Here is a 23286-nt window from a genome sequence, read left to right as displayed (position 1 = left end):
TGACGCTTTTTATCCCCCCTTTACGTCGGCTCTTTTAAGCTGAGTTCACTGCCGCTACGGCTTCATTGAAGAATGACTATGAACTCAATAATGAATGCGTTTTTCCTCAAAAGTCTCCGCCCGTATTTTAACTTTCCCGGTTTATCACTTCCTGGCGCACTCAATTCCGGTCTCTGGCTTGATGAAAAAATTGACGCCCTGCAGCACAACATTTCAGTGGAAGTGGCAGATTATCTGGAACGCTACCCCCAGACGAAACACATTGACGTTTACCTGAACGATATCAACGGCACGATGCGCGGCAAGCGTCTGTCGGTGGAGAACATGCTGAGCCTGGAAAAAGGCTGTTATTTTCCCCTTTCGGTCTACTCGATGGATCAGAAAGGAAAAATCGCCGCCCCACTTCATGATGAACCGGACCGACTCTGCGTGCCGGTCGCCGGCTCCCTGCGCCCCTGCCCGCAGGATCCGCAGCACAATGCGCAGATCCTGCTGACGATGAAAGACAGTGACGATACCCCCTGCCCGCTTGAGCCGCGCGTGATACTGCAGAACGTGCTGGCCCGCTTCCACCAGCACGGTCTCTTCCCGGTGATTGCCCCGGAAATCGAGTTCTATCTGACGGGACATGACAATCGGGATCCGCAAAATCAGGGCTGTTTTCATATGGATACTACGACGGCCCATGCGGCACTGTTTGACGAGCTGGAACAGCTGGCGCACCTTCAGCGCATCCCGCTGTCCGGGATCGTGGCGGAAGCCGAGTCCGGTCAGTACGAATTAAACCTGAAGCACAGCCATCGCGTCGTTGAGGTCTGCGATAACGTGCTGGCGCTTCGTCGCCTGACCCGTTACGTTGCCGAAAAGCACGGCCTGCAGGCCAACTTTATGGCGAAGCCTTTCAGCCAGCTGTCCGGCAGCGGTTTGCACTTCCATTTCAGCCTGAACAATCGTCACGGCGAAAACGTTTTTGCTTCCCCGGTGAACGCGCTTAACAGCATGATGCGTTTGTGCATCGCGGGGCAGCTGGCGCTGATGCCCGCCTCTGTCGCCATTCTTGCGCCGGGCGTTAACGCGTTTCGTCGCCTGCGTAAAAACCTGACGGAGCCCGTATTTAACTCCTGGGGCTATAACACCCGCTCCGCCGCCCTGCGTATTCCCTGCTCGGATGACCACAACCGTCGTATCGAGTACCGGCTGGCCGGGGCCGATGCCAATCCCTATCTGGTGGCAGCCACTATCCTGACCGGCATGCTGTACGGGCTGGAAAACATCGACGACGAGGATTTGCCCGAACCGCAGCATGATGAACCCGCGCTGCCGCTGTTTCAGCAGGAGGCGATTGAGACCTTTGCCCGCTGTCAGTACCTCACCGACAGCCTGGGCGACGCTTTTTCCGAACAGTGGGTCGCCTGCAAGCTCTCTGAACTCGACTGGTTTGAGCGCATCGTGACCCGAGAGGAGTCACAGCTGGCATAAGGCATAAAAAAGCCCGCTCGATGAGCGGGCCGGATAACGCGAGGAGCAATTACTTCTTACGCGCGTACTTCAGTGAATCCAGCGCAACCGCGAAGATAATGATGGCGCCTTTGATGATGTACTGCCAGTACGGGTTCACGCCGATATAGGTCAAGCCGTAGTTGATGACGGTGAAGATGATCACACCGGTCACCACGCCCAGTACCGTACCCACACCGCCGCTGAAGGAGACGCCGCCCACCACGCAGGCTGCGATCGCATCCAGCTCGTACATGAAGCCAAGGTTGTTGGTTGCAGAGCCGATACGGCCCGCTTCCAGCATCCCGCCGAAGGCGTAGAACACGCCGGACAGGGCATAAATGATGAGAAGGTTCAGGGCAACGTTCACGCCGGACACTTTCGCCGCTTCCGGGTTACCGCCGATAGCGAAGATGTTTTTACCAAAGCGCGTTTTGTTCCACAGGATCCAGACGAAGGCCACCGCAATCAGCGCATAGAAGGTGATATACGACAGGCGGAAGCTGCCCAGCGCGATGAACCCTTGCGTAAAGGTCGAGAAGCCGCTGTCAAAACCCGAGATGGGGGAAGCACCGACAAAGTCGTAGTACAGGGAGTTGATACCGTAAACGATGATCATCGTACCCAGCGTGGTGATAAACGGCGTCACGTTCAGGTAGGCGATAATAATACCGTTGATCAGACCAATCACCGCACCGATGGCGCAGACAATCAGGATCACCACGAAAATCGGCATGGTGGCCATTTCCGGGAAGACCTTGTTGGCGTTTTCCATCGACTGCAGCAAGGTTGCCGCGATAACCGCCGCCAGCCCCACCTGACGACCGGCAGAAAGGTCCGTCCCCTGGGTCACGATCAGGCCCGCCACGCCCAGCGCAATGATAATACGCACGGAGGACTGGGTCAGAATGTTACTCAGGTTCAGCAGGCTTAAGAACGTAGGGTCCTGGAAAATGATGATAGCCAGCAGTACTAAAAGAACAACGTAAATACCGCCTTCTTTCAGGTAAGTGAGAAAACTTTTTTTATTTAACGCACTCATGAGGAGCCCCTGATCTTAAAGGTGCAAAGACGCAAGACGCAAAATTTCGTTTTGCGTTGTCGTTTTGGTGTCAACAATACCGGCAACGAGACCATTGCTCATAACCAGAATACGATCCGTGATCCCTAACAATTCCGGCATTTCGGAAGAAATAATAATGATCCCTTTATTCTTTTTCGCCAGCTCGGCAATCAGCTGATAAATTTCAAACTTCGCGCCGACGTCAATACCGCGGGTCGGTTCATCCAGCATCAGAATTTCTGGCTGGGTTAATAACCAACGTCCAATAATGACTTTCTGCTGGTTACCGCCTGACAGCGAACCAATTTGGGTGCGGTGTCCCGGCGTTTTCACGCGCATGGAGTCAATAACCCATTGGGTATCGCTCTTCATGCGGGAGTTATCCAGCAGCCCGACTTTGTTTTTGTAATTGCGAATGTTAGAAATTAACGAGTTAAAGTTAATATCCAGATAGGCATAAATACCGGTTGAACGACGCTCTTCCGTCACCAGCGCAAAACCATTATTAATGGCTTCGTTGGCGTTGTGGTTGTTAATTTTCTTACCGTGCAGCGTAATAGTGCCTTCGGCTTTCTCACGGATACCGAACAGAGTTTCCACGATATCGGTACGTTTTGCCCCGACCAGACCGGCAATCCCCAGGATTTCGCCCTTGTGCAGGTCGAAGGAGACATCGCGAATAGACGGCTGACGTAACGAGGTCAGATTGCGCACTTCCAGGATCACTTCGCCCGGCTTGTTTTCTTTGTCCGGGAAGCGCTGGTTAAGGGAGCGGCCCACCATCATGGCGATAATCTTGTCCATGTCCAGCCCTTCCAGCGGCTGCGTGGCAATCCACTGACCGTCGCGCAGGATGGTAATCTCATCGCACAGCTGGAAGATCTCTTCCATTTTGTGGGAGATATACACAATGCCGCAGCCGCGATCTTTTAGCTTACGAATAATGGTAAAAAGGTGATTAACCTCTTTTTCCGTTAATGACGATGTCGGTTCGTCCATGATGACGATTTTCGCATCATAGGAGAACGCTTTGGCGATTTCGATCATCTGCATCTGGGAGACGGATAATGTTCCCACGCGGGCGCGCGGGTCGATATCAATATCCAGCTCATCAAAAATCGCTTTGGTGTCGCGATACATTTTGTCCTGATCGACAAAGACACCCTTGGTTGGATAACGCCCCAACCACATGTTATCCATGACTGAACGCTGCAGCACCAGGTTTAATTCCTGGTGAACCATCGAGATACCGTTTTCCAGTGCTTCTTTCGCTGAATGGAAATCGATCTCTTTCCCCTGAAAAAGAATGCTGCCAGAATCTTTTTGATAGATCCCAAAAAGACATTTTAATAATGTTGATTTACCCGCACCGTTCTCCCCCATCAGGGCATGAATAGAGTGAGGACGAACTTTTAAATTAACATTATCGAGTGCCTTAACGCCGGGAAATGACTTGTTGATACCGCTCATTTCCAACAGGTATTCACCGGATGACTGAGTATTTGTGCTGACCATAATTATACCTTGTTGGCCTCGCATATCGCGTTATAAAAGGGCGCAACGAATTGCGCCCAGTGGAGACAGTACCGCTAACTTATTTACCGATAAACTCAGCCAGGTTGGACTGGTCTACGCCCACGTAAGGTACGCGAACGATTTTGTTTTCAATTTTCCAGCTGGTGCCATCAGCCGCGCCTTTGCCATCGGCCAGGTTTTTCGCCAGATCGAAGGTCGCTTTCGCCTGGTTGTTGGCATCATTCAGAACGGTACCGGCCATCGCACCGGATTTAACCAGCGCCAGCGCTTCTGGCAGTGCATCTACGCCGAATACCGGGATGGAGGATTTGTTGTGTGCTTTCAGCGCTTCTACCGCACCCATTGCCATCGCATCGTTGTTGGCGATAACCACTTCGATTTTGTTCGCGTTAGGGCCGGACAGCCACGCGTCCATCTTATCTTTCGCCTGAGCGGTATCCCACATCGCGGTATCTAACGCCAGCTGCTGGGTTTTCAGACCCTTGTCGTTCAGCTCTTTGATAACGTAAGTGGTACGGGCTTCAGCATCCGGGTGGCCGGGTTCGCCTTTCAGCAGCACGAACTGAATCTGACCGTCTTTGTTCAGGTCCCAGTTCGGGTTCGCCGCCCAGTGTTTCGCGATCAGATCGCCCTGAATAATACCGGACTCTTTGGAGTCGGTACCGACGTAATACGCTTTGTCGTAGCTATCCAGCGCTTTACGGGAAGGTTCTTTGTTGAAGAAGACGATTGGCACGTTCTGGCCGCGCGCTTTTTCAATAACCGTGCCTGCTGCAGCCGGGTCAACCAGGTTGATGGCCAGGGCTTTCACGCCTTTCGCCAGCAGAACGTCGATCTGGTCGTTCTGTTTGGACTGGTCGTTCTGGGAGTCGTTCATCAGCAGCTGAACGTCTGGCGCTGCTTTCGCATCTTTCTCAATCGCTTTACGTACAACAGACATGAAGTTGTCGTCGTATTTATAGATGGTCACACCAATACGGGTATCCGCAGCGTGCGCTGCTGCACCAAAAAGCATGCTTGCCATTACGGCAGACAGGGTCAACACCTTCTTATTCATGGTATCTCCGGTTTTTTTATGCAGGGTAGTTCTTGTGAATAACGATCGGCGGGCAGGTGTTAATAAAACGTTACTGACAGCCGAAGTTCACTTATAAAATTTCTATCTTCCGTGTTCGGTAACGCTCCAGAAATGCGTTTTATTCGTTGTTTGTGGCACATTGGCTATAGTGAAAGTGAATAATCACCGTTACATAGCGTTTCAGCCCCTAAAACGCTGACATCATAGTCAGCGCCTTGTTAAGATACTGTGAATTTACTCACAGATTGAAAACGGTTACATCACCTCACGTTATCAGTTAGTGATCGGAACCACAATTTGCCGGGCCGCGACGGAGTGCCGACGCACTAAAGTCGGCATGAAACAGTGCGTTGCGCCCGGATCCAGCAGCCCTGCAGCCCCCTGTAACGCCAGCTCAGTCGCCAGTTTCGCCATAGAGGCAATGGGGTAACGCACCGTTGTCAGCTGCGGGTCGGTGTAACGGGCAATCGGAATATCATCAAAACCAATGAGTGACAAATGCTGTGGCACCGCAATGCCGTTATCTTTCAGCGCCGTCAGGGCGCCTGCCGCCATGCTGTCGTTATAGGCAAACACCGCAGTAAGCTGCAGGTTGCGGCCCAGCAGCTCCACCATCGCCGCCTCACCGCCCTGCATGTCAGGCGTACCGGTGCCTGTCCAGCTTTCTGACGGCGTAATGCCGTGCTCTTTCAGGGCGTTTTGCCACCCCTCGCGCCGCAGGTCGTCATCTTCAATATGATGGCTGGAGGCCAGATAACCGATCCGCTGATGCCCGTTGTTGATGAGCATTTTCGTCGCCATCATGGCGCCGCTGACGTTATCCAGCCCGACGCAGCGATGGGCATAGCCGGGGACGATGCGGTTGATCAGCACCATGCCCGGGATCTGATCCATAAAGCCGGTTAGCTCTTCATCACTCAAAGCTTTTGAGTGGACAATCAAGGCGTTACAGCGCTGGCGGATCAGCACTTCAATGGCATGGCGCTCCTTTTCCGCCTCATGATAGCTATTGCCGATCAGGACATATTTCTGATGCTGCTGGGCGACCACGTCGACCGCTTTGACCAGCGCGCCGAAAAAGGCATCCGATACATCCATTACCACCACGCCGATGGTGTCGCTGACCTGCGTCGCAAGCGCCTGGGCATTGGCATTTGGCCGGTACCCGAGCTGGGTCACGGCTTTCATTACGGTTTCACGGGTTTCAGGGCTGACCAGCGCGCTATTGTTCAGCACGCGTGAGACGGTAGCCACAGAAACGCCCGCCTGACGGGCGACGTCACGAATGGTGATCATATTCACCATCCTTCAAAGGATTGCAGCAACTCACAGACACCCCCTGTGTTTAGCAAGGTGGCTATTTTGGCAGCGAGAGAAAGGGGACTACGTGAAGAAGCTCACACTCATGAAAACGCTTACATCCGTTTTGTTAATGATTGTGATCCAGATCGTTATCTGGATGTGTTCCTCAATGATACCCCTGAAGCATGTGCGGTTAACTGACGCCACACCCACTCCAGCGGTCCCTGGCGGAAATAGCGTAGCCAGAGAACAGAAAACGCCAGGTTAATCACCCAGACCGGAATAACAAACGCCAGCAGCATGAGGCGGTCGAATTTCATAAACAGGCCAAGATGATAGAAAAGCGTGGTGCAGAGAAGCGTTTGCAGGAGGTAATTGCTCAACGCCATGCGGCCTACGCAGGCGATAGCGCTGACGATCCACAGGCGGGAAAGCGTTGGCCAGAAGCCATAGATCAACGCCGCGTATCCGATGGTCTGGAACGGCGCGCTCAGTTCGCGCGGCACCTGGAGCAGGAACGCGCACCAGCGGTAATCCCAGTGGATGTGCCACTGCGTGATTATCGCCGGGAGGTTAATCAGCACGCCGATCAGCACCAGCCCGACACCTGTTCGCCGATAGTGACGCAGGCTGAACTCCCCTTTCAGCCAGCCGGTGCGCATCAGTGACGCCCCCATCAGCATCATGCCCGCCAGCTGCCAGCCGTATTGCGCGCCCAGCGCAAGGAGGTTATCCCCCAGCATATCCGCGCGGTTGCTTATCGCTTCCGTACCGCCTTTCAGCTTCCAGTACTGTTCGTACTGCAGGTTAGCGGCATCCGGGATCCAGGAACGGTTCGTCGCCTCGCCGGAGATCATCCCCAGCAGCAGCAGGACCCCAAGCCCCATGACATAGAGCATCACGCCGGTGTTAAACAGGCTTTTTACGCTGTGCGCATCGCGAATCAGACGCCAGCAGATCAGCCCGACTAGTCCATACGCGAGAAGAATATCGCCGTCCCAAAAGAACAGCCCGTGGATAAAGCCGAGGAGAACCAGCAGCGTCAGGCGCGACTGGATCCAGCGCGTACCGCGTTTGAGGAGGAGTTGCAGACCTGCACCAAACAGCAGGGCAAACAGCGTGAGGAATTTAACCTGCGCGAAGAGATCGAGGACAGCCCAGGTCCAGGCATCACTGCGCGTGATATCGCCATACCAGGCAGGATTGAGATAAGCCGCCTTCGGCAGACCGAAGGCGCTGATATTAAGCAGCAGGATACCGAGAATGGCGACGCCGCGAACAAAATCGAGCGTGACGTTTCGCTCCATGGTTCCTGCCCTGTAAGACTTAGTTGTGGTGACGTACGGCGCGCAGGAACTCCTGGCGGGTATTCTGGCTCGATTTAAACAGGCCGCCCAGCGACGTGGTGGTCGTTGCACTGGTCGCATCACGCACGCCGCGCGCCTTCACGCAGTAGTGAACCGCGTCGATAGAGACGGCCACATTATTGGTGCCCAGCAGCGTTTGCAGCGCGGTCAGGATCTGCTGCGTCAGACGCTCCTGCACCTGCGGACGCTGAGCAAAGAACTGCACGATGCGGTTGATTTTCGACAGGCCAATCACCGTATCTTTTGGGATATACGCCACGGTCGCTTTACCGTCGATGGTCACGAAGTGGTGTTCGCAGGTGCTGGTCAGCGTGATATCGCGTACCGTCACCATCTCGTCCACTTTCATCTTGTTTTCAATGACGGTGATTTTCGGGAAGTTGGCGTAATCCAGCCCGGAAAAAATTTCGTCGACGTACATTTTCGCGATGCGGTGCGGCGTCTCCATCAGACTGTCGTCACTCAGATCGAGATTCAGCAGCTCCATGATCTCGGTCATATGACCGGCAATCAGACGCTTGCGGGTTTCATTGTCCAAATCCTGTACGGGCGGACGCAGTGGCGTTTCAAGACCGCGCGCAACCAGGGCTTCGTGGACCAGGGCAGCTTCTTTACTGAGTGATGACATTTTGTTCTCCTGCAGGTGTGGCGTCTTTTGCCCTCGTTGTGGCAAAAGTATGCGCTCATTGTGCGTGAGGCGGCGCACATAATCCAGTATTCACGACGATAATTATTGCAATTGCTGTTGCCTTTCAGCGTGACGATTCCAGACCAGCGCTCCGCCGACGAACAGCGCAACGCCCGCCAGCCCCAGCGCGGGCTCCAGCCGGTGGGTAAGCCAGGTTGATAACGCCGAGGTCATCGGGCCAATCAATTGACCAATCGCATACCCGGTGGTGAGCAGGCCTGCCATATAGCGCGTATGGTTTGGCGCCAGTTCGCGACCGTATAAAAGAGAGAGCTGCACGGCACACAAAAAACCGCCGCCCACCAGCAGCCCGCCCGTCAGCAAACCGCCAATCCCCGGCAGCAGCCAGGCCGCCAGCACGCCAGCTCCCTGTAACCACAGCACGATAGCCAGCCTGCGGTTCGCCGTTGAGGTGTGGCGTAAAAGAATACTGAGCGCAATGCCCACCACGGCGGCGATACCAAAAATCGGCCAGACAAACTGGGCGAACAGGCTGCCGGGAAAACGCACCGCCGCCATTTGCGACAGAAAGGTCGCCGGGAGGATATAGCCAAACCCGGCCAGGCTGTAGCTCCAGACCAGGCGCTTTAAATCCGCCGTCAGCACCAGCGGCTCCGGCGCGGTGCCGGGGCGATGGAGCTGCCCGGATCGCGGCAGGTAGCGCGCCACCAGCGCAATCAGCACCAGAGCCAGCACGCCGTAGATTTGCCATGCCGCCCCGGCCGAAAGGGATTTCGCCTGGATATAGACGGCGAGCAGCCCGCTCAGGGCAATGCCCGCCCCCGGCCCGGCAAACACGGCGGCGCTCAGGCCCGGTTTACCCAGCTGCCCCAGCCGCTCGTTGGTCCAGGCGGCAATGAGTACCATCGACCAGCCGCTCATGCAGCCAATCACGAAGCGCAGCAGGCCGTGCACGACGGCGTTATCCGCCGCCGCGGAGAGCAGCGTCAGCGCAACCGCGCCGGTAATGCCAAGCCAGAGGCGCGTTTCCACAAAGCGGTGCGCGCGCATTGCATCCCATGCGCCCACCAGATAGCCCAGATAATTCATCGCCGCCACCAGACCCGCGCTGGTCAGCGTAAGCTGCCCGGCAGCAATCATGAGCGGCACCTGAGGCGTAAAGGCAAAGCGCCCTATTCCCATCGCCACCACCAGAACGACAAACCCACTGAGCGCAATACGCAGCGCCATGACCGCTCCAATTGTTAAAGAAAAGTAAATTTATGATGCAGCATCTCGCCGTCTGGCGAAAGTGAAAGTTACTCACAGGTCAATGAAAAGGCTGTATTATGGTTTTTATGAATACGCATTCTCATTAAGGAGCCCTGCATGGAACTGCTCGAAGAGCACCGTTGTTTTGAAGGTCGACAGCAGCGCTGGCGGCATGACTCCACCGTCCTGAACTGTGCGATGACGTTCAGCATTTTCCTGCCGCCGACGGAAAATCCGCCGGTTCTGTTCTGGCTTTCGGGCCTGACCTGCAACGACGAAAACTTCACCACCAAAGCGGGCGCGCAGCGACTTGCCGCCGAGTTGGGTATTGCGCTGGTGATGCCTGATACCAGCCCGCGTGGTGATGATGTAGCCGACGATGCAGGATACGACCTGGGTAAAGGCGCCGGGTTTTATCTCAATGCGACCGAGCAGCCCTGGGCAGGCCACTACCGCATGTATGACTACATTCGCGACGAACTGCCCGCGCTGATTCAGTCCGGGTTTGCGGTAAGCGACCGCTGCGCCATTAGCGGACATTCTATGGGCGGTCACGGGGCGCTGATCATGGCGTTAAAAAATCCGGGAAAATACGTCAGCGTGTCGGCATTTGCGCCAATTGTGAACCCAACGCAGGTGCCGTGGGGGCAGAAAGCCTTCACGAACTATCTGGGTGAAGATGAAGAAAAATGGCAGGAATGGGACAGCTGTGCGCTGATGCTGGCCAGCAGCTCGGCAAATGCGATCCCGATGCTTATCGATCAGGGCGATGCGGATCAGTTCCTCGCCGGGCAGCTACAGCCTGCGGTGCTCGCAGAAGCGGCACGCCAGAAGGACTGGCCGCTGACGCTGCGCATTCAGCCGGGGTATGACCACAGCTATTACTTCATCGCGTCCTTTATTGAGGATCATCTCCGCTTCCATGCGGAGCATTTGTTTGGGTAAGTGCGAGTGTGTGCGCTCTGATGCCCTCACCCTGGCCCTCTCCCACAGGGAGAGGGAACAAATACTAAAAACGGCAACTTACGTTGCTGTTTTGCTTTTACCCTGGCTGCATCAGAACTTGTAATCCACGCCAACAAAGTAGCGACGGCCATCTTCCGTATAGCTGTAATCGTCGCGGCTCAGATCTTTATCCAGCAGGTTCTGCACGCCCGCGCGCAGCTTCACGCTTTTCGTCGCCTGCCACGCGGCGCCGGTATTCCAGATGACATAGCCACCCGGCGTTGCTGCACTGCTGGTCAGCGCGCGTTTCTCACCGGTGTAGTTGCCCTGAACGTAGAACGACCAGTCCTGCGTCGCCTTCCAGTCAACGGTACCGTTGGCGGTGTGGAACGGCAGATCGGACAGCGGCTTGTTGCCGCCGTTGCTGATGTCACGGCCGTCGTTGTAGGTGTAGTTCAGGGTCAGTTTCCAGTCGTCCGCCAGCGGGAGTTTCAGCTCGGTCTCCACCCCGCGGATACGCGCCTTGTTAACGTTGTAGTAGCGGAAAATTGGTTCACCGTCCGCATTCAGGCCAACGTAGTTAGGGTAGCCCTGCGCCTGTTTCGCATTGGCCGTACGGCTGATGCTGATGCGATCATCCACGTTATTCTGGAAGGTGGTAACGCTGGCCTGCACGCCCTCTAACCAGCCCTCTTCCCCGCTGTAGTACAGACCGAATTCAAAGCTTTCGCTGGTTTCCGGTTTCAGATCCGGGTTACCGACAATCTCACAGGCACCGCGACACGAGCCGGTGACCCAGTCCGGGCTCAGCTGGAGCAGTGACGGCGCTTTAAACGCGGTAGCCCAGCCCCCTTTCACCGTTACGGTATCGGTCGCGTTGTAAACCAGATAGGCTCGCGGGCTCCAGTGGTCACCGTAGGTATCATGGTCATCCATACGGATGCCGGTGGTCAGCGCCAGAGGTTCAAAGAGACGCCACTCATCTTCAAGGAACAGGGCATACTGGCTTGTCGAGGTACTGCTGCTGGAACCGCCCGTCAGGTTGACCGGATCTTTCAGCTTATCGTGACGCCATTCCCCACCGAAGGTCAGCAGCTGGTTGATTTCACCCAGAGGCAGCACGTATTTCCCGTCCACCGCGTTGCTCTCGGAGGTGATCGGATTGCTGTTGCCCGGGTTTTTGTTATCCACCTTTTCGCCGTAAACCTTCAGCTCGCTGTTGCCGACGCCCCAACGGCCGTTGTGGCTGAGAGAGTAGTTCTGACGCTCAAGGCGGTTTTTGTCGAGGGAATCCGAGTCGCGATCCTGACGGTCGAAGCCGTAGCCCGCCGTAAAGTCGTGGTTTTCAGACGGTGTCCAGGCGAACTCCACATTCGCATCGCGGCTGGTGAAGCCCTCAATGCGCGGCGTTTCACCGCTCGCCGTGGTAGAGGACTTCTGCTGACCGTCTTTCTCACGCTTCGCGAGGCTACCGTAGGCTTTCAGCCCCAGCAGGCCGTCCACCAGCAGACCGCTGGTATAGAACTGACCGTTGTAGGTGTCTCCACGGTCGCGGTGCTCCTGAATTGTGGAATCGGCGCTCAGGGTGCCCGTCCACTTCTGGCCGATTTTTTTGGTGATAATGTTCACCACGCCGCCCAGCGCATCGGAACCGTAAAGAGAAGACATCGGTCCGCGCACCACTTCGATTCGTTCGATGGCGTCAACCGGCACCCAGTTGAGGTCGAAATCATTATGGCGGAATACCGCGTTACGCGAGTTAACGCGCTTGCCGTCGATCAGGATCAGCGTATAGCTGCTGTCCAGTCCACGAATACTTACCCCTTTACGGTTGTCCCCTTCGCTCGTGAGCTGAACGCCCGGCACCTCCCGTAACACATCTTTCAGATTCTGAACGGGTTTGCGCTGCAAATCTTCCTGGGTAATCACGCTGATGCTTGCCGGGGCGTCTTTCAGGTTTTGCTCGGTCGCGGAGGCCGTTACAACCATTGTGTCGCCGGATTCCGCTGCGATAACAGGCAGGGCCAGGGACATTGCGGACGCACAAAGTCCTCCCCTGACGAAGGGATTCAACCTAAACATTCCATATCTCCATGAGGTAAATACAACTAAATCAAATCATCATTGCTCACAGCGTCTTCCTTGCCGCCCACATCTGCGGTGGGTCGGTGACACGCTTATTTTTGATAACGATAAAGCAAACGATAATTATTATCAATTAAATTGTTAAGAAATATATCTTTGTTTCAGAATGCGGGAATAAAAAAACCCGCTCGATTGAGCGGGTTAAAAGAGAGGAAGTGCGGTTATTGTTTAAATCGTTCCGGGAATTCCATTTCACTGTAGCGAACGAATTTTGTTCCTTTCGTCAGCTTGTAGCCAAACCAGATGACGAGGAACAGCGGAATACCAATGTAGGTCGCCGTGACGGCGCCCCAGTCAATGGTGTCCGCCAGGAACGCTTCATAGTTCTGTCCCAGCGTAATGATCAGGCACAGAATGAAGGCGAAAATAGGACCCAGTGGGAAGAAGCCGGAGCGATACGGCAGCGAGTTAATATCGTGACCCTGCTTGACGAAACCGCGGCGGAAACGGTAGTGGCTAATAGCAATCCCCAGCCAGGCAATAAAGCCCGTCATCCCGGAGGTGTTGAGCAGCCACAGGTACACCGTCTGGTTGCCAAACATGGAGGTCAGGAAGCACAGACCGGCAATCACCGTTGTGGCGTACAGCGCGTTACGCGGTACGCCGCCACGGGACAGCTTCGCAAAGATACGCGGCGCCTTACCGTCGCATGCCAGCGTGTAGAGCATACGGGTGGACGCGTACATCCCGGAGTTACCGGCTGAAAGCACTGCGGTCAGGATAACGGCGTTCATCACTGCCGCAGCTGAAAGCAGACCGGCGTGCTGGAAGACCAGCGTGAACGGGCTGACGCTAATGTCTTTTACGTCATTACGCAGCAGGCTTGGATCGGTGTACGGGATGATCAGGCTGATAATCAGGATCGCGAACACATAGAACAGCAGGATACGCCAGAAGACCTGACGGACCGCACGCGGAATATTTTTCTCCGGGTTCTCTGACTCACCGGCGGCGATACCAATCAGCTCGGTCCCCTGGAAGGAGAAGCCGACAATCATCGCCACGCCAATCATCGCCGAAAGGCCACCGGCAAACGGCGCATCGCCTATCGCCCAGTTACTCCAGCCCGCAGGTTCAGCGCCTTTGAAAATACCAACGATCATCGCCACACCGACGACGATAAAGATGATGACGGTTGCCACTTTGATCAAAGAGAACCAGTATTCCGCTTCGCCGAAACCGCGCACGGAGATGTAGTTCAGCAGGAAGATGACGGCGAGGAACAGGGCGCTCCAGATCCAGCCCGGCGTATCCGGGAACCACCAGTTCATCACCAGCTGTGCGGCGACAAGGTCAACGGCGATGGTGACCGCCCAGTTGTACCAGTAGTTCCAGCCCAGCGCGAAGCCGAAGCCTTCTTCAACGTATTTTTGACCGTAGGTCGAGAACGAACCGGATACCGGCATGTACGCGGCCAGTTCGCCGAGACTGGTCATCAGGAAGTACACCATCAGACCAATCAGGATATAAGAGAAAAGTGCCCCACCCGGGCCGGCTGCCGAAATCGTTGCGCCAGAGGCAACGAAAAGACCTGTACCGATTGAGCCGCCAATGGCGATCATCGTCAGGTGACGCGCCTTGAGTTCACGACGTAGCGTGGGCGCTTCTGTGGTTTTAATTTCTGAAACCATATGAAAATGCTGTCCATTTAATAAATGAGGCGCGATTGTAGCAGACGATCCGCGTTCCTTCCGGCAGAAATACTCAGTTATAAGAGAGCTTCATGACTCGGCCAGGATTATAAGTAAAGCATAAAAATGTGGGGTGACAGGCGCGCGTAGTCCCGGTAAGCGAAGCGCCACCGGGAAACGTTAAATGGCGCAGTAGCGCAGAAAACGCTGCAGAGAGCTGGAAAGGTGTTTCTGACGATGATGGATGCACCATAGCGTGCGCACCAGTTTCGGCAACGGAACCGGGATTTCAACCAGCGACCCCGTCTCAAGCTGTTCGGCAATGACGCGCCGGGAAAGACAGCTGATCCCCAGGCCATGACGCACCGCGTGCTTGATAGCCTCAGAGTTCCCAAGCTCCATCCCTAACTGGAAATGCGGCAGATGGGAAAGCAGCAAATAATCGACAATTTCACGCGTGCCGGAACCCTGCTCGCGCAGGATCCACTGCGCCTGCGCCAGGCGCTCAAGCGTCACCTCGCCCTGCAATAACGACGAGGCCGGGGACGCAAACACCACCAGCTCATCTTCCAGCCAGGGCTCGGCAATGATATCGACGTTATGGCAGGGCCCTTCGATGAGGCCGATATCCACGCGGAAATCAATCACCGCGTTGATAACGTCCTGGCTATTGCCCACGCTCATCTCCAGCGGCAGGGTCGGGAAATCCCGGCGGTAGCGGGCAATCACTTCCGGCAGGATGTAGTTCCCAATGGTGCTGCTGGCGTAGACGCGGATCGCGCCGTTGTCTTCGCGGAACAGCTGTTCGATTTCGATAGCCTGCTCCAGCAGCGCCAGCGCGCGTGGATAAAGAAGACGGCCGTGCTCGTTGACCACCAGTCTCTTCCCTACCCTGTCGAACAGCTGCACGCCCAGCTGCCCTTCAAGATCGGTCAACGCCGCGCTGACCGCAGACTGCGAGAGCGCCAGCATTTGTGACGCCTGGGTCGTCGAGCCGCTTTTCAGCACCTCGGCAAACACTTCCAGCTGACGCAATGTAATGTGCATGGTTGCTTACCACTTATATAGATTGATTATAAGTATATAATCAATTTTATTTTTAAGCCAGAGCACCGTAACCTTTAGCCAGACAAAGGAGAAGGTTATGTCAGAAATCACCTTACAACATCATCGTACAGTGTGGCACTTCGTGCCGGGCCTCGCGCTTAGCGCAGCAGTGACCGCCGTAGCGCTATGGGGCGGCAGCATCCCGGCTATCGCGGGCGCAGGTTTCAGCGCGTTGACGCTGGCCATTTTGCTGGGCATGGTCGTGGGAAATACGGTTTACCCACATATCTGGAAATCCTGCGACGGCGGCGTGATCTTTGCCAAACAGCACCTGCTGCGTCTCGGGATCATCCTTTACGGCTTCCGTCTAACCTTTTCGCAGATTGCGGACGTGGGCGTGAGCGGAATCGCTATCGACGTCCTGACCCTGACCAGCACCTTTTTACTGGCCTGCTTTATCGGCCAGAAAGTCTTTGGCCTGGATAAGCAAACCAGCTGGCTGATCGGTGCCGGGAGCAGTATCTGCGGGGCCGCGGCGGTGCTGGCAACAGAGCCCGTCGTTAAAGCCGAAGCCAGCAAGGTAACCGTGGCGGTGGCGACGGTGGTGATCTTCGGTACGCTGGCGATCTTCCTCTACCCGGCGATGTATCCGCTGGTTGCCCACTGGTTTAGCCCGGAAACCTACGGCATCTATATCGGCTCGACCATGCACGAAGTGGCGCAGGTAGTTGCGGCAGGACATGCCATTAACCCGGAAGCCGAAAACGCGGCGGTAATTGCCAAAATGCTGCGCGTAATGATGCTGGCGCCGTTCCTGATTTTCCTCGCGGCTCGGGTTAAGCAGCTGGCTCCGGCAGGCGGCAGCGAGAAAAGCAAAATCACCATTCCGTGGTTTGCGATCCTGTTCATCGTGGTCGCTATCTTTAACTCCTTCCACCTGCTGCCGAAAGCGGTGGTGGATATGCTGGTGACGCTGGATACCGTGCTGCTGGCGATGGCCATGGCGGCGCTGGGGGTCACCACACACGTCAGCGCGCTGAAAAAAGCCGGTGCGAAACCGCTGCTGATGGCGCTGGTGCTCTTCATCTGGCTGATTGTCGGGGGCGGAGCGATTAACCTCGCGGTCCATAGCCTGATGGCATAAACCATTTCGTCCTTCTCCTGCTAACCCGCTATCATAAGCGTTTCGGGTTAGCAGGAGTTTTTTTATGAAATATGTTGGAGCGCACGTCAGCGCTGCAGGTGGCCTTGCGAATGCCGCCATTCGCGCCGCCGAAATCGAGGCGACCGCTTTCGCCCTGTTCACCAAAAACCAGCGCCAGTGGCGCGCCGCGCCGCTCACCGCTGACGTGATTGATGATTTCAAAGCCGCCTGTGAGAAGTACCACTACGGGCCAGGCCAGATCCTTCCCCACGACAGCTACCTGATCAACCTCGGTCACCCGGTTGAAGAAGCGCTGGAAAAATCCCGCGAGGCGTTCCTTGATGAAGTTCAGCGCTGCGAACAGCTGGGGCTGACGCTGCTGAACTTCCATCCGGGAAGCCATCTGATGCAAATCGATGAAGATGCCTGCCTGGCGCGCATTGCCGAATCCATTAACATCACGCTGGACAAGACCAAAGGCGTCACCGCGGTGATTGAGAATACCGCCGGTCAGGGCAGCAACCTCGGCTTTAGGTTTGAACATCTGGCGGCGATCATCGACGGCGTGGAGGATAAATCCCGCGTTGGCGTGTGCATTGATACCTGCCACGCGTTTGCCGCCGGCTATGACCTGCGTACCACCGAGGCAACGAAAAACACGTTCGATGAGTTCGAGCGCATTGTTGGCTTTAAGTACCTGCGCGGAATGCACTTAAACGATGCGAAAAGCGCCTTTGGCAGCCGCGTTGACCGCCACCACAGCCTGGGCGAAGGCAACATTGGCCACGATGCGTTCCGCTTCATTATGCAGGACGCCCGCTTCGACGGTATTCCGATGGTGCTGGAAACCATTAATCCGGACATCTGGGCAGAAGAGATTGCCTGGCTGAAGGCACAGCAAACCGCTGAACAGGCGGCATAAAAAAAGCCGGGTGCATAATGCAACCCGGCTTTTTTGTGGTTTATCGCTTACGCTGCTTTCGCCACAACTTCCGCTTCAGGACGTTTCAGCACCGCGTATGACAGACCCGCCACCAGCGTACCGGCAACGATGGCCAGCAGGTAGCCCAGCACCGGCGTGATGGCGCCAGGGATAAGCAGCACGAACAGACCGCCGTGTGGTGCCATCAGTTTTGCACCAATCGCCATGGAGATCGCCCCGGTCACTGCACCACCCGCGATACAGCACGGCAGTACACGCATTGGGTCACGGGCCGCGAACGGAATCGCCCCTTCGGTGATGAAGCACAAGCCCAGAACCAGCGCCGCTTTGCCGCCTTCCTGCTGCGCTTTATCGAACTTACGACGGGCAATAATCGTCGCCAGGCCGAGCGCCAGAGGAGGCACCATACCTGCCGCCATGATCGCTGCCATCGGTGCGTAGGTCTGAGTACTCAGCAGGCCAACACCAAAGGCATACGCCGCTTTGTTCACCGGACCACCCATATCGGTACACATCATGCCGCCGAGAATTGCGCCCAGCAGAACCGCGTTCGCGGTGCCCATGGTTTGCAGCCAGTGGGTCAGACCCGCCAGGATGCCCGCAACCGGCTTACCAATCAGGTAAATCATCGCCAGACCGACCACCAGGCTGGAAATCAGCGGGATGATCAGAATCGGCTTCAGCGCTTCCATACTCTGCGGCAGCTTGAGCTTCGAGCTGATGAGCTTCGCGACGTAACCGGCCAGGAAGCCCGCGATGATACCGCCGATAAAGCCAGAACCGGTGCTCACGGCCAGCATACCGCCGATAAGACCCGGCGTCAGGCCAGGACGGTCAGCGATGGAGAAGGCAATAAAGCCGGCCAGAACGGGAACCATCAGTGCGAACGCGGATCCACCGCCAATCTGCATTAACGCAGCGGCCAGCGTGCCTTGCTCTTTAAACGCGGTAATACCAAATGCGAACGAGAGGGCGATACACAGACCACCCGCAACCACCATCGGCAGCATGTAAGACACACCGGTCAACAGATGGCGATAGGCGCCTGCAGACTCTTTCTTACCTTCCGTCGCGGTTTGACGCGCGCCGGTTGCCTGATACGGCTTCGCTTCCACCAGCGCTTTATCAAACTCCTGCGCGGTCTTTTTCAGCGCCAGGCCGGTAGACGTGCGGTACATTGGCTTACCGGCAAATTTCGCCAGGTCCACTTCGATATCCGCCGCCACGATCACCAGATCGGCCTCAGCCACTTCTTCAGGGGTGATCGCGTTGCCGGCACCGACGGAGCCGCGCGTTTCAACTTTAACCCACCAGCCGCGTTTTTTCGCTTCGGTTTCGATGGCCTCAGCTGCCATAAAGGTGTGAGCCACGCCCGTCGGGCAGGCCGTCACCGCAACAACGCGTTTCGGGCCCGCAGCCGCAGCCGGTGCCGTCGCGACAGGCGCGCTGTAGACAGACGCGTGTCCTTTCGCTTCGCTCAGGAACAGTTCCGGATGTGCCACCGCGCGATTAATATCGCCCAGCCACACTTTTTTGCCGTTCAGCGCACTGTCAGCCGGGATGTTGTCGCCCAGGACAATGGCCAGTTCGGCATCGCCCGGGTTATCAATGATCTCGAGATGTGCTTTGTTCGCCGCCGCTCCCAGCAAGGTCTTCGCCATATAGGCGCGAGCCTGTCCGAGACCGGAGTCAATGATCAGCAGCGTTTTCATTATTCCTCTCCTGCTGTTAGTTAAAAGGTTTTAAGTCAACGCGCGCCATCATCGCGGCTAACTGGGTACGATCGGTAATACCGACATTGCTCTGGCTTACGGCCAGGGCAGCAACGGCAGTGGCAAGACGTAAAGTATGTTCACTGGATTCACGCATCAGCAGACCATAAATCAGGCCGCCAACCATCGAATCCCCTGCGCCAACGGTGCTGACAACGTCAACCGACGGCGGTTTGGCAATCCATTCGCCAGAAGCGTTAACCCACAACGCTCCTTCTGCACCAAGCGAGATAACCACGTGAGCGATACCCTGCTCGCGCAGCGCATGGGCAGCGTCAATCACATCTTTTAATTCCGGCAGCTTACGACCCGCCCAGATCTCCAGCTCGCGGCGATTCGGCTTCACCAGCCACGGCGAGGCTTTCAGACCGGCAACCAGCGCGTCGCGGCTGCTGTCAAAAATAATGCACGGGCACTGGCTGCGCAGGCGCGTCATCCAGTCGGTAAACGCTTCCGGGCTCACGCCGGACGGCAGGCTGCCGCTGACGCAGACCATGTCAAACTGACCAAGCCAGGTCAGAGAGTCGTTAACAAAACGCTCCCAGTCAGACGGCGTCACTTCGAAGCCAGAGAAGTTAAGATCGGTCACTTCACCGTCTTTCTCCGTCAGCTTGACGTTGATGCGGGTGCGGCCCTGAACAACCTGAAAACGGTTGGCAATGCCCAGCTCGCTGAACAGCTGCTGGAAACCATCCTGGTTATCTTTACCGAGGAATCCACCCACGGTGACGTCGATACCGAGATCCTTGAGCACTTTCGCGACGTTAATCCCTTTGCCCGCAGCATGCAGGCCGGTGGTACGCACGAGGTTGACTTCGCCGCGCTCAATTTCCGGGCAAAATCCTACCAGGTCATAAGCCGGGTTCAGCGTAATAGTCGCAACACGTCTGCTCATTATGCGCCCTCCCCCAGACCTGCCGCGATGGCGTCGCCAATCGCTTTCAGCGCCTGTTCAGCATCAGCACCCTGCGCGGTGAAACGCAGACGGTGGCCTTTCTTCACGCCCAGCGCGACAACTTTCATCAGACTACGGCCGTTGGCCGGTTTGCCCGTGCCATCAAGATTCGCCACGGTGATCTCACTCTCGAATTGTTTAATGGTATTCACCAGCATCGTGCCCGGACGGGCATGCAGGCCGTGCTCGTTGCGTACCACGAACTCCGCGGTCTGCACGTCTTCAGTCGGCGCATCATCACTGGTCAGCAGTGCCAGCACGGTGGAGGCATCAGCGTTCAGCAGTTTTTCAGCTTGGTTGTTCAGCAGCAGATCGCCCAGACGCTTCAGCACGGAAACCGGCTGATCGTCGTTCATCGCCACGGTCACCAGCATGGCCGCGCGCTCGCCTTCCACGTCAAACGCATTGGCCGCACGGCTCACGGCGATAGCGCTGCGCAGGTTGCCTTCAGCACTGTCGTTCAGCCAGATACCCTGACCAAGATTCAACGGCTTATCGTTAATCACGCGCGTCACAAACGTGGCATCCGCCGCGCCGGCTTCTTTCAGACGACCCGCGTTAAGCGCCTGCAGCGTTACCAGATCGGAGGCAACCACGTCCAGCGTCAGCGTTTCGTTATCCAGCTTCAGCGCTTCACTCTGTTTTTCGCCCATCAGCAAGGCGCGCAGCTCTTCAGCTGTGGTCGCGGACTTCAGCTGTTCAGCCACGTCGTCATCGCTCAGGACATGCGTCAGCTGACGCAGCAGGCCTAAGTGTTCGTCACTGCTGGCCGCGATACCGATAGCCACATACGCCACCTGACCGTCGCCCCAGAGCACGCCCTGCGGGAACTGATAAACCTTAACGCCGGTTTTCAGCACCTGATCGCGGGTGTCGGTTGTGCCGTGCGGAATGGCAATGCCATTGCCGAGGAAGGTTGAGGTCTGCTGCTCGCGGGCCAGCATGCCGTTTACATAGCCGTCCGCGACGTTACCCGCCTGCACAAGCGCAGCGGCAACCTGGCGAATAGCCTCTTCTTTATCCCCGGCCTGAGCGCCCGGGTGGATATCCTGAACAGATAACTGGAACATGGTTCTCCACTCCTGCTGAACTTGAATCGTTTCAGCTTTAATGAGAAAAAATGCGCTAGCCTGCTCCGTTTGTTAAAACAAGATAGCGCTGAAACGTTTCAAAAAGTCTTGCGCTTTCTGCAAAGTCTTGCAAGTAAACTCGTATTTCCGATATCAGAATTTAGAGATACAGCACATTTCTTCTTCGTTCAGCTGAATATTGCTGAAGTTCAGCAAGACAGTTTCAGCTAAGGTCAGCCGGGTGGGTCGTAAGTTGAAATGCCATTTTGATTTTTCGTGGCATCATTGACCGCACCCACTGTTTATTTTTTAGCTGACGGCGTAAACTCCGCCCCTCTCTGCTACTCGCTAATTATAAAACATGCATAACACCCCTGCGGCCGTCTCGCCGAAGCCCTTTGATTTGACCTCAGCGGCATTCCTGGTTGTTGCCTTCTTCACGGGCATTGCCGGTGCGTTACAGACGCCAACATTGAGCCTATTTCTGACAAATGAGGTTCACGTCCGTCCGGCAATGGTCGGCTTCTTTTTTACCGGAAGCGCCATCATCGGCATCCTGGTCAGCCAGTTTCTGGCGGGACGATCCGACAGAAAAGGCGATCGCAAAAGCCTGATCGTTTTCTGCTGTCTGCTCGGGGTCATGGCCTGCGTTCTGTTTGCATGGAACCGCAACTATTTCATTCTGCTCTTCGTCGGGGTATTCCTGAGCAGCTTTGGCTCAACGGCGAACCCTCAGCTGTTCGCCCTTGCCCGTGAACACGCCGACCATACCGGACGTGAAGCGGTGATGTTCAGCTCTGTCCTGCGTGCTCAGGTGTCGCTGGCATGGGTGATTGGCCCGCCGCTGGCCTACGCGCTGGCGATGGGTTTTGGCTTTACGGTGATGTACCTGAGCGCGGCCGTCGCGTTTGTGGTGTGCGGCGCGCTGGTGTGGTTCTTCCTGCCGTCCATGCGCAAAGAGACCAAAGTGGCAACGGGCGTGCTGGAAGCGCCGCGCCGCAACCGCCGCGATGCCCTGCTCCTGTTTGCTATCTGCACGCTGATGTGGGGCACCAACAGCCTGTATATCATCAATATGCCGCTGTTTATTATTGATGAACTGCACCTGTCGGAGAAGCTGGCGGGCATCATGATGGGCACAGCGGCCGGGCTTGAGATCCCGACGATGCTCATTGCGGGCTATTACGCAAAGCGCTTCGGAAAGCGTTTTTTAATGCGCATCGCCGCCGTTGCCGGTCTGCTGTTTTATATCGGTATGCTGACGGTACATACGCCGGGGCTGTTGCTGGCTTTACAGCTGCTGAACGCCATTTATATAGGCATTCTCGCCGGGATAGGGATGCTCTATTTCCAGGATCTGATGCCGGGTCAGGCAGGCTCTGCCACCACCCTTTATACTAATACCACCCGCGTGGGCTGGATTATCGCGGGCTCAATGGCCGGTGTCGTTGCCGAAATCTGGAACTATCACACGGTGTTCTGGATTGCGCTGGTGATGTGCTCGCTGACGATCGGCTGTCTGGCGAGGATTAAAGACGTTTAGGGCGCGGTGAGCGCTTCCAGCTCAAGAAGGTACGTCATCGCCTGCCCTCGCGTGCTGCAACACATTTCTGCCGTGGGCTGAAGCCCGGAGCAGACTTTCGGGCGCATCGGCGAGCCAAAGATCATGCACAGATTCGTTTCCGAGAGCTGAACGCAGCGGGTATTGGCAGGCTTGCCTAATGAACCATTATTCATAGTTTATCAAAAACATTGTTCCATTAATATCTGGCTAATTTATCTATTATATACCACTCTAAGTTGATCGTATTGTATGTTACCCCACCTTTATTCAGATGTAACTTATTAATATATCGAAGTAAAGAAAGTAAACTTAATCAAACGTCTACAC

General features: G+C 55.9%; 19 protein-coding genes. 5 read left to right on the top strand and 14 right to left on the bottom strand.

All coding sequences use genetic code 11. The features are described from left to right. Window positions 1-90 precede the first annotated feature (90 nt). On the top strand, window positions 91-1479 hold the full coding sequence (locus tag UR289_RS17760; protein WP_096150819.1) for a glutamine synthetase family protein: 1389 nt from the start codon (window positions 91-93) through the stop codon (window positions 1477-1479). Window positions 1480-1528: 49 nt separating this feature from the next. Here the strand turns inward: UR289_RS17760 and mglC are convergent, their stop codons facing one another. The 7 genes from mglC to UR289_RS17725 all read right to left on the bottom strand — a co-directional run bounded on the left by mglC (window position 1529) and on the right by UR289_RS17725 (window position 9722). Then, on the bottom strand, window positions 1529-2539 hold the full coding sequence (mglC, locus tag UR289_RS17755; RefSeq protein ID WP_008500921.1) for a galactose/methyl galactoside ABC transporter permease MglC: 1011 nt from the start codon (window positions 2537-2539) through the stop codon (window positions 1529-1531). A 15-nt stretch (window positions 2540-2554) separates the two neighbouring features. Next, window positions 2555-4075 carry a galactose/methyl galactoside ABC transporter ATP-binding protein MglA gene (gene mglA, locus UR289_RS17750; RefSeq protein WP_023312467.1) on the bottom strand — a complete coding sequence of 507 codons (1521 nt, stop codon included), beginning with the start codon at window positions 4073-4075 and terminating at the stop codon, window positions 2555-2557. 79 nt (window positions 4076-4154) lie between these two features. Continuing rightward, window positions 4155-5153, bottom strand: coding sequence for a galactose/glucose ABC transporter substrate-binding protein MglB (mglB, locus tag UR289_RS17745; protein WP_023312468.1), 999 nt, complete (start codon window positions 5151-5153; stop codon window positions 4155-4157). 294 nt (window positions 5154-5447) lie between these two features. Then, on the bottom strand, window positions 5448-6470 hold the full coding sequence (gene galS, locus UR289_RS17740) for an HTH-type transcriptional regulator GalS (protein WP_029740403.1): 1023 nt from the start codon (window positions 6468-6470) through the stop codon (window positions 5448-5450). Window positions 6471-6625: 155 nt separating this feature from the next. After that, entirely contained in the window at window positions 6626-7783 is a 1158-nt protein-coding gene (gene yeiB / locus UR289_RS17735; RefSeq protein WP_246946447.1) for a DUF418 domain-containing protein YeiB, read from the bottom strand. A 19-nt stretch (window positions 7784-7802) separates the two neighbouring features. Beyond that, the gene (gene folE, locus UR289_RS17730) at window positions 7803-8471 is read right to left on the bottom strand and encodes a GTP cyclohydrolase I FolE (protein ID WP_023312471.1); all 669 of its coding nucleotides are present in this window, start codon (window positions 8469-8471) and stop codon (window positions 7803-7805) included. Between the two features lie 102 nt (window positions 8472-8573). Beyond that, on the bottom strand, window positions 8574-9722 hold the full coding sequence (locus UR289_RS17725) for a YbfB/YjiJ family MFS transporter (protein WP_039263162.1): 1149 nt from the start codon (window positions 9720-9722) through the stop codon (window positions 8574-8576). A 138-nt stretch (window positions 9723-9860) separates the two neighbouring features. Between UR289_RS17725 and fghA the strand changes: the two genes are divergently transcribed. Then, window positions 9861-10688: an S-formylglutathione hydrolase gene (gene fghA, locus UR289_RS17720; protein ID WP_320711111.1), complete on the top strand. Its 828-nt coding sequence runs from the start codon at window positions 9861-9863 to the stop codon at window positions 10686-10688. Between the two features lie 111 nt (window positions 10689-10799). Here fghA and cirA read toward each other — a convergent pair whose 3' ends face one another. The 3 genes from cirA to yieE form a co-directional block, all read right to left on the bottom strand. Continuing rightward, window positions 10800-12770, bottom strand: a complete 1971-nt coding sequence (gene cirA / locus UR289_RS17715; RefSeq protein WP_320711110.1) for a catecholate siderophore receptor CirA — start codon at window positions 12768-12770, stop codon at window positions 10800-10802. A gap of 224 nt (window positions 12771-12994) precedes the next feature. After that, window positions 12995-14464: an amino acid permease gene (locus UR289_RS17710; protein ID WP_023336352.1), complete on the bottom strand. Its 1470-nt coding sequence runs from the start codon at window positions 14462-14464 to the stop codon at window positions 12995-12997. A gap of 180 nt (window positions 14465-14644) precedes the next feature. Beyond that, on the bottom strand, window positions 14645-15511 hold the full coding sequence (gene yieE / locus UR289_RS17705) for a DNA-binding transcriptional regulator YeiE (RefSeq protein ID WP_023312476.1): 867 nt from the start codon (window positions 15509-15511) through the stop codon (window positions 14645-14647). Between the two features lie 97 nt (window positions 15512-15608). Between yieE and UR289_RS17700 the strand changes: the two genes are divergently transcribed. After that, the gene (locus tag UR289_RS17700; protein WP_033146035.1) at window positions 15609-16655 is read left to right on the top strand and encodes a YeiH family protein; all 1047 of its coding nucleotides are present in this window, start codon (window positions 15609-15611) and stop codon (window positions 16653-16655) included. A gap of 64 nt (window positions 16656-16719) precedes the next feature. Next, complete coding sequence (nfo, locus tag UR289_RS17695) at window positions 16720-17577, top strand: deoxyribonuclease IV (protein ID WP_045354228.1); 858 nt, start codon at window positions 16720-16722, stop codon at window positions 17575-17577. A 47-nt stretch (window positions 17578-17624) separates the two neighbouring features. Here the strand turns inward: nfo and fruA are convergent, their stop codons facing one another. The 3 genes from fruA to fruB are packed head-to-tail and all read right to left on the bottom strand — an operon-like array spanning window position 17625 to window position 21395. Then, window positions 17625-19310: a PTS fructose transporter subunit IIBC gene (fruA, locus tag UR289_RS17690; protein ID WP_064672844.1), complete on the bottom strand. Its 1686-nt coding sequence runs from the start codon at window positions 19308-19310 to the stop codon at window positions 17625-17627. A gap of 16 nt (window positions 19311-19326) precedes the next feature. After that, the gene (gene fruK, locus UR289_RS17685) at window positions 19327-20265 is read right to left on the bottom strand and encodes a 1-phosphofructokinase (protein ID WP_014170919.1); all 939 of its coding nucleotides are present in this window, start codon (window positions 20263-20265) and stop codon (window positions 19327-19329) included. Continuing rightward, window positions 20265-21395 (bottom strand): fused PTS fructose transporter subunit IIA/HPr protein, encoded by a 1131-nt coding sequence (gene fruB, locus UR289_RS17680; RefSeq protein WP_047060548.1) that lies wholly within the window; start codon window positions 21393-21395, stop codon window positions 20265-20267. Before fruB ends, fruK begins: the two co-directional genes overlap by 1 nt. Window positions 21396-21756: 361 nt before the next feature. Here fruB and setB point away from each other — a divergent pair, with 361 nt between their 5' ends. Further along, the gene (setB, locus tag UR289_RS17675; RefSeq protein WP_320711107.1) at window positions 21757-22938 is read left to right on the top strand and encodes a sugar efflux transporter SetB; all 1182 of its coding nucleotides are present in this window, start codon (window positions 21757-21759) and stop codon (window positions 22936-22938) included. On the opposite strand, the gene UR289_RS17670 is transcribed toward setB, so the two are convergent. After that, on the bottom strand, window positions 22935-23132 hold the full coding sequence (locus tag UR289_RS17670) for a Fe-S-cluster oxidoreductase (protein WP_320711105.1): 198 nt from the start codon (window positions 23130-23132) through the stop codon (window positions 22935-22937). The genes setB and UR289_RS17670 overlap by 4 nt on opposite strands. Window positions 23133-23286: the final 154 nt, after the last annotated feature.

The organism is Enterobacter sp. 302C9, assembly GCF_034106085.1.
Classification (GTDB): Bacteria; Pseudomonadota; Gammaproteobacteria; order Enterobacterales; family Enterobacteriaceae; genus Enterobacter; species Enterobacter asburiae_B.
Note: the sequence above shows the minus strand (reverse complement) of the source record. Positions and strands in the feature narration are given on the sequence as shown.

What these genes read in the sequence shown, in the direction of transcription:
- cirA (WP_320711110.1), bottom strand. Translation starts at nt 12,770, where the DNA reads ATGTTTAGGTTGAATCCCTTCGTCAGGGGAGGACTTTGTGCGTCCGCA.
- UR289_RS17670 (WP_320711105.1), bottom strand. Translation starts at nt 23,132, where the DNA reads ATGAATAATGGTTCATTAGGCAAGCCTGCCAATACCCGCTGCGTTCAG.
- setB (WP_320711107.1), top strand. Translation starts at nt 21,757, where the DNA reads ATGCATAACACCCCTGCGGCCGTCTCGCCGAAGCCCTTTGATTTGACC.
- folE (WP_023312471.1), bottom strand. Translation starts at nt 8,471, where the DNA reads ATGTCATCACTCAGTAAAGAAGCTGCCCTGGTCCACGAAGCCCTGGTT.
- fruK (WP_014170919.1), bottom strand. Translation starts at nt 20,265, where the DNA reads ATGAGCAGACGTGTTGCGACTATTACGCTGAACCCGGCTTATGACCTG.
- mglB (WP_023312468.1), bottom strand. Translation starts at nt 5,153, where the DNA reads ATGAATAAGAAGGTGTTGACCCTGTCTGCCGTAATGGCAAGCATGCTT.
- yeiB (WP_246946447.1), bottom strand. Translation starts at nt 7,783, where the DNA reads ATGGAGCGAAACGTCACGCTCGATTTTGTTCGCGGCGTCGCCATTCTC.
- UR289_RS17700 (WP_033146035.1), top strand. Translation starts at nt 15,609, where the DNA reads ATGTCAGAAATCACCTTACAACATCATCGTACAGTGTGGCACTTCGTG.
- mglA (WP_023312467.1), bottom strand. Translation starts at nt 4,075, where the DNA reads ATGGTCAGCACAAATACTCAGTCATCCGGTGAATACCTGTTGGAAATG.
- fruA (WP_064672844.1), bottom strand. Translation starts at nt 19,310, where the DNA reads ATGAAAACGCTGCTGATCATTGACTCCGGTCTCGGACAGGCTCGCGCC.
- nfo (WP_045354228.1), top strand. Translation starts at nt 16,720, where the DNA reads ATGAAATATGTTGGAGCGCACGTCAGCGCTGCAGGTGGCCTTGCGAAT.
- yieE (WP_023312476.1), bottom strand. Translation starts at nt 15,511, where the DNA reads ATGCACATTACATTGCGTCAGCTGGAAGTGTTTGCCGAGGTGCTGAAA.
- UR289_RS17760 (WP_096150819.1), top strand. Translation starts at nt 91, where the DNA reads ATGAATGCGTTTTTCCTCAAAAGTCTCCGCCCGTATTTTAACTTTCCC.
- mglC (WP_008500921.1), bottom strand. Translation starts at nt 2,539, where the DNA reads ATGAGTGCGTTAAATAAAAAAAGTTTTCTCACTTACCTGAAAGAAGGC.
- UR289_RS17710 (WP_023336352.1), bottom strand. Translation starts at nt 14,464, where the DNA reads ATGGTTTCAGAAATTAAAACCACAGAAGCGCCCACGCTACGTCGTGAA.
- UR289_RS17725 (WP_039263162.1), bottom strand. Translation starts at nt 9,722, where the DNA reads ATGGCGCTGCGTATTGCGCTCAGTGGGTTTGTCGTTCTGGTGGTGGCG.
- fruB (WP_047060548.1), bottom strand. Translation starts at nt 21,395, where the DNA reads ATGTTCCAGTTATCTGTTCAGGATATCCACCCGGGCGCTCAGGCCGGG.
- fghA (WP_320711111.1), top strand. Translation starts at nt 9,861, where the DNA reads ATGGAACTGCTCGAAGAGCACCGTTGTTTTGAAGGTCGACAGCAGCGC.
- galS (WP_029740403.1), bottom strand. Translation starts at nt 6,470, where the DNA reads ATGATCACCATTCGTGACGTCGCCCGTCAGGCGGGCGTTTCTGTGGCT.